We start from the raw sequence: 6,411 nt of genomic DNA, 5'->3' as shown, positions 1-6,411 counted from the left end.
TTGCTTGAACAATTTTCTTATTAAATATTTGTCTAACTTTTTGGGGTCAGTTCACCTCTAGGGCAGCTCCGTCTTTTTGTTCATCCGAAACATATTTCATGAGATCACCGGGTTGGCAACCTAATGCAGCACATAACTTCTCAATTGTATCCATTGTGACACTTTTTCCATATCTCAAACTTTGTAGTGCACCTTCTGATATAATTTTGTCTTTTCTTATGCGATATGTGGTTAAGCCTCTTTCTTTCATTAAGTCAAAAGCCTTTGAATAATCAATTGGCATGATTTTGAACCTCCTTTACTCTCCCATTTTATCATAAATGTACACTGAATTAAATGCACACAATATACATTTCTGACTGTATATATTTGTCAGCATTAACAATTGAATATGCATCCATTTCGATGTATAATAAGTATATAAGGTAAAGAATATAACTAGAAGCGGGTACACCATACAGCAATAGGCGGTAGCAAGAATGAAAGATTGCTCGAATGTAGGGAATGAAACGGGAGTATTTCTCACTACTAAATCAACTGGTAAATACTTGCATTGGTTACCAAGATATGCTATATTATCTTTAGACAACAAAAAACACCCTCACAGCGCACCATCTGCTCGCAACAGACAATGCGCTTGCGCCTTAAAGATGACACCCATCTTGTAAGACTTATGAGAGCGTATTCATGCTGTGATATTATCACAGTTTTGGATAGATTTCAAGGGCTTTTAGATGCTAACCATCCGTCACGGTGCATCTAAAGGCTCTTTCTTTTGTTTTAAGGTGGTCGTCCGACCGCTTTAAATATACCATACCGAATAGTAATTTCCTTGTCGAATAAACCTAATCGGTATGCTCCGGATAAGCAGTTTGCAAATCCGACATTGCACATTGACAACGATGCATAAGTACATTTGTGTTATCAGCACATCTATACTTTACCGTGTATCAATATAGGCTATATAGGCTTGCAGGTTTGTGTGCCGGGGACGAAAGTCGTCGGAGCGACACAAAGGGATTCTGCGCCAAGACTACCTGTTCGGCATAACCGAATCAACATACGATGAATTGCTATGCAAAGAAGTAAAGGTACGAGCGAAATCTGCTTTAAAACAACCAGTATGGGTTGATTGCGATGACACACACAATCTATGCGCTTCTGAAAAATGTCGGACGCGGAATGCGGACGAAACCGAACGCAGGGATGCATGCGGTTATGAACTCGAAAGAGAAGTTTATATTGCCATTAATTCTTATATTCAAGCAGGGTGCTTGTTTATTACGAGTACCCTGCTAAATATTCGGTTATAACACAAAAGAGCCTATGTACGCATAGACTTTTCTGTGTTATAATGTGCTTGGTGCGGATAACAGGACTTGAACCTGCACAGTATTGCTACCACTAGAACCTGAATCTAGCGCGTCTGCCAATTCCACCATATCCGCATGTCGCTCTACTATATTATCATTTTGGTTCAAGTTTGTCAACACGTTTTTCTAAAAATCAAAAATGTTTTTAGGCAAAAAGGGGAATGTATTATAATACATTCCCCTTGTAAAATTTGTATCTAAAATCTTCGTCTTTCTGTATGCACAGTACAAATACACACAATTACTGTGATTACCGCGATTGCAGATGACACAACGGTGAGCAAAATCCACAGACGGAAACTGCTCTCCGGTTTGGGTGGCGGAACGGTAGCGGATCTGGTTACTGTCTCGGTTTGCGACTCTGGCTTGGAATCGGAGCCCTCTGCTGAGGAAGCGGCCTCGCTCTGCGAGGGGGATTGGGGCAGAGGGGTAATGGTGTCGACAATGGTGGGCGGAATCACGGACGGAGCGGCGGGCTTTGCAGGCTCCGCTATGGGCTTTTGATACAGCTCATCCAAGTCATTTAAGGTATAATAGACACGGTTTTCTTCAATAGGGTGCATCTTTTTGCCATAGACAGTGATGGTTCTGCCACGGTAGTCGATTTCGAGTGTAACATCTTTGCCTTCCAACGCCTCCAATACCGATGCCGGAATGGTTTTATAGTCCCGCGCGCTGGCGTAAATGGTGGCTTCATCCGCGGCATCCTTGATGTCATCGAGAATACCGCACCAGTAGTCATAGGCATCACGGTCAGTGGTATTGGTGCTGCTACCGGAAAAACTGGGCTTGCGGTTTGCAAACACAAACGGGCTGAGCTTGTTGGTAACAAATGAAGCGTACAGGCGGTTGCCGTCACTTGCGTTTTCTTTGCACTCATAGGGTGTAATAAAATCAATGGTGCTATTGAGATGGTGAAGTACAGTCAAACGCGAACGGTCAGCGCCCTTAGGTACGGGCATAGCAATACTGATGGGTGTGCTGAACGCGGTAACCGTCTTGCCGCCTATGGTAAGGGTAAGCTCCAGCTCAGGCCTTAGGCAATCGTAGCGGGAGGGTTGGGGCAGACGTGTACCTTTATAATCAGCAATATTGAGCACGACAGCTTCGCCATTTTCGGCATACAGTGCCGCGCCTTTCAGTACAACCTTTGAAGGGTCAATAATGAGTGCAGAAGAATTGACAGTGCTCATGGTACTTACCGAAAAGCCGTTTGCAATACGATAAATATTATCTAGCTTAAAGATGGTTTCGTTATCAATAAGCTTGGCAGCATTGGGGTAGGCGAGCAGCATATCACGCACGGGGCTAACACTTTCAACTGTCGGGGAAATGCTTGCTTTAGCAATGGCGTCTTTTAGATCCGCTGCCAAGCTGCTGTCGGTGGCAAGCTGTGTTAGCGATTCATCCGTGTAATAAGGGAACGCTGTCACGATAGCACCGTAATAGGGCTCCCCGTTCCTTGTAACGCGAGGCAGCTCGCCCTTACCGTCATTATCTGCATCAAAAAAATTCTCGCGAATGTCGTAGATGCTTGCCGCTTCATCGCTACTTATGGTGAGCATAGCTTTTGTGCCTTTTACAATGTTTTTTCGGATGGTGCCATTACCCTTGAGCACAGTCTCGACCTGTCCGCCGTCGGCAACAGAAATATTATTGTAGATAAAGTTATAGCCAGCGTCGCTTGCAACAATATTGCTAAGTGAGGAGGTTACCGAGAGGTTTAATCGAGTTAAAGTGACGCCCTCGGTTTTGATGTCGAACAATACGCCGCCCGCACTGCTTATTGTGACAAGGTGCTTCCCGCCGTCTATGGTCATCTTTTTGGTAATGGTGGTAGGTTCTGTGATTTCGATTGGCTTATTTATCACCACTTCAATGTTGTCGCTAGTAGCGTTATTGGCAGCGGTGATGGCAGCCGCAAAATCGTCGTAGAAGGTTTCGTTATCACCTATTTTAACACTGATTTTGTCAGCCGTACTTTGCGGAGCAATCGCCGTCATCGGCACAGGCAGAGCAATCATTCCATCCTCCGCGTTAGAAGACGGTGTACCGCTATCCGTACCATTATCAGGTGGTAAATCTTCGTCCGGCTGCTCACTGCTTGCATCGAGGTCAAATGTTTCGCTGCTGCCGGAGCCCAAATTCTCCGCTGTCCCATCTATATCTGGAGGTGTGGTTTCAACCTTGCTATCGGTTCCTGCTTCAGTTTCTATGTAACCGCTGTCCAGCACAATTGCGTCTTTTGGTACATCGCTCAGCAGTAAATCCTCTGCTAGAACACTTGCAGGCAACGCAGCAAATATCAGACACAATACAATACAGTAAATTAATGTGCCTCGCATTCTGGTCTTCATAGGTTGTCCCTCCACTCTCAAGCCTGAAAAATGTTGAATTAATGGTTATAATTACCTAATTTAATTATACACCAAACGAAGTCGAAAGCAAGAAAAATGTCGTACCGATAAGCTTTTGTGCCTATAAAAAATCTTTAAATGTAGTTGACAAGAATACACTCATATGGTATAGTAAAAACACGATAAACGATAACGATTCCCATTATCGCTAATTGAATAATAAATTAAGAGAGATAACTGGTATGAAATACTCAAAGCAGAGAGAACTTGTACTGAACACTGTTATGGAGAATCCGGTACATCCTACTGCCGATTTTGTATACAGCCATCTCCGAAATGCAAACCCTAACATCAGCCTAGGAACTGTCTACCGCAATTTGAATTTGCTGGTCGAGCATGGCTTTATCCACAAAATTGCGATTCCCAATGGCAGCGACCGCTTTGATTTCCGCCTGGACGAGCATTATCATATGATTTGCAACTCCTGCGGCGAGGTGTTTGATGTGGAGCTGAACCGTTTGAAAGAACTGGATACTGAGATCGAGAAGAGCACCGGGTTTATTGTAACAGGGCATGATCTCATCATTAACGGCGTATGTAACAATTGCAAAAACAAATAAATCATCACAGAAAGAGGTAAAAGATTATGGAACTCAGAGGATCAAAAACAGAAGCAAATCTCATGGCTGCATTTGCAGGGGAATCTCAGGCTAGAAACAAATACACATTCTACGCTTCTAAAGCAAAAAAAGAAGGCTTTGAGCAGATTGCTGCCCTGTTTACCGAAACAGCCAACAATGAAAAAGAGCATGCTGAAATTTGGTTTAAGCTCGCCCATGGTATTGGAACAACCTCCGAGAACCTGAAGGATGCTGCTGAAGGCGAGAACTACGAGTGGACTGATATGTACAAAGGCTTTGCCGAAACCGCAAAACAAGAAGGCTTTGACAAAATCGCATTCTTGTTTGAGGCTGTTGGAAAGATTGAAAAAGAGCATGAGGAGAGATACCGTGCACTTCTTTCTAACGTAGAGAGCGACTCTGTATTCAAAAAAGAAGAAGAGATTGTTTGGATTTGCCTAAACTGCGGACACATTCACCGCGGCAAAAACGCACCTGAGTTATGTCCTGTTTGTGACCACCCCAAAGCTTACTTTGCACAAAGAGTAAAAGATTATTAATTCAAAATGTCCTCCTTATTACATAAAAAGGTCTCCCGGCGATTGAGTCGGGAGACCTTTTTTAATACATATTTTAGGCAGGGATAAGACCCATAACCAAGATAACAAGAATGAGCGCAGGGGCAATGTATTTAATACAGACATTGAAAAAGCGCAGAATGTGAAATTTTACACCATGGTGCTGTACTTCAGCCGCCACTTTATCAACACCCCACACATAGCCAACAAAAATACAGATACAAAATGCGCCAATCGGCATGAGAATTTTATCTGTTAAGAAGCCCATAGCATCGAATAGATTCATACCGCCAATCGTGAAACCGGCAAGCGGACCCATAGAAAGCGATGCGAAGATACCGATAACGCCCATGACAAATGCCATTAGCACGGTTGCCTTAATACGGCTCCAGCGAAAGTGATCGATAAAGTAGGCAGCGACAACCTCCAGCAACGCAATTGCCGAGGTAGCGGCGGCAAAAAATACAAGGATGAAGAACAACAGACCGAACACAATGCCAAGCGGCATAGAATCAAACACAGAAGGTAAAGTCTCAAAAATCAAGCCGGGGCCTGCAGTAGGTGCAAAACCAAATGCGAACACCGCAGGAAGAATCGCAAGGCCCGAAAGCACTGCCATTAAGGTATCCAGTCCCACAATCACGAACGCATCCTTTTGCAGGTTGGAATCTTTTTTCAAATAGCTGCCATAGGTGATAGCAATACCAAGCCCCAGGCTCAGGCTGAAAAAGATTTGCCCCATGGCGAGAACCATGACATTGCTGAGTTCACGCAGAGAGCCTATTGCATCGAATTTGGGCACCAGCAAGAATTTTACACCCTCCATGCCGCCGGGCAGGGTAACTGAACGTATGGCTACTACAACAATTAAGATAAAAAGGCAGGGCAGCATAAATTTGCTTGCTTTTTCAATACCCTTGGCAACACCGCCAATTACCACCAATGCACAAAACGCCATAAAGATGATGTGCCATATGGCCGGCTCGAACGCGCTGGAGATAAAGTTACCGAAATACGCAGAAGTATCTGTACCAAAGTTGCCGCCGGTAAGGTAGGCAAAAATATATTTAAGTACCCAGCCGCCTACTACACTGTAGTACGATAGGATAATAAATGCGCAAACACAGCAAAGGACACCCACAAATGTCCACTTTTTGTTCAGCTTTTGAAATGCACCGATGGGGTTGAGCTCTGTTTTTCGGCCAATGCTCATTTCTGCGAGCATAATGGGAACACCGAGAATCAGTGCAAACAGGAAGTAGAATACGATAAAAAAACCACCACCGCTGTTTCCTGCAACATAAGGGAACTTCCATAGGTTTCCGAGGCCGATGGCAGAGCCTGCCGCAGCAAGAATAAACCCGAATGATGAGGTAAATTGACCCCGGTGATGTTTTGGTGACTGGGACATAAAGTATACTCCTTTTCTCTTTTATCAATTAACACATACTTTATAGTTTACTTGATACGGGGCAGAATATCA

The 6,411-nt window shown here is 44.0% G+C and carries 5 protein-coding genes and 1 tRNA gene; 2 read left to right on the top strand and 4 right to left on the bottom strand.

Features of this window, described 5'->3' with window-relative positions; translation table 11 throughout:
• Positions 1 to 46: 46 nt before the first annotated feature.
• From RTV33_RS10945 to RTV33_RS10935, 3 genes are all read right to left on the bottom strand, one after another.
• The gene (locus RTV33_RS10945) at positions 47 to 283 is read right to left on the bottom strand and encodes a helix-turn-helix transcriptional regulator (RefSeq protein ID WP_312644215.1); all 237 of its coding nucleotides are present in this window, start codon (positions 281 to 283) and stop codon (positions 47 to 49) included.
• Positions 284 to 1,361: 1,078 nt separating this feature from the next.
• Positions 1,362 to 1,448, bottom strand: a tRNA-Leu gene (locus tag RTV33_RS10940).
• Positions 1,449 to 1,570: 122 nt separating this feature from the next.
• Positions 1,571 to 3,730: a hypothetical protein gene (locus tag RTV33_RS10935; protein WP_312644213.1), complete on the bottom strand. Its 2,160-nt coding sequence runs from the start codon at positions 3,728 to 3,730 to the stop codon at positions 1,571 to 1,573.
• A gap of 242 nt (positions 3,731 to 3,972) precedes the next feature.
• On the opposite strand from RTV33_RS10935, the gene RTV33_RS10930 reads away from it, so the two are divergent.
• Complete coding sequence (locus RTV33_RS10930) at positions 3,973 to 4,350, top strand: transcriptional repressor (protein ID WP_312644211.1); 378 nt, start codon at positions 3,973 to 3,975, stop codon at positions 4,348 to 4,350.
• A 26-nt stretch (positions 4,351 to 4,376) separates the two neighbouring features.
• Positions 4,377 to 4,910 carry a rubrerythrin gene (rbr, locus tag RTV33_RS10925; protein ID WP_312644209.1) on the top strand — a complete coding sequence of 178 codons (534 nt, stop codon included), beginning with the start codon at positions 4,377 to 4,379 and terminating at the stop codon, positions 4,908 to 4,910.
• A 73-nt stretch (positions 4,911 to 4,983) separates the two neighbouring features.
• Here the strand turns inward: rbr and RTV33_RS10920 are convergent, their stop codons facing one another.
• A complete protein-coding gene (locus RTV33_RS10920; RefSeq protein ID WP_312644207.1) occupies positions 4,984 to 6,339 on the bottom strand; it encodes a sodium-dependent transporter in 1,356 nt (451 codons plus the stop codon).
• Between the last annotated feature and the right edge of the window lie 72 nt (positions 6,340 to 6,411).

Source organism: Hydrogenoanaerobacterium sp. (genome assembly GCF_032017025.1).
Lineage (GTDB): Bacteria > Bacillota > Clostridia > Oscillospirales > Ruminococcaceae > Hydrogenoanaerobacterium.
This window is presented reverse-complemented; position numbering and strand designations above follow the sequence as displayed.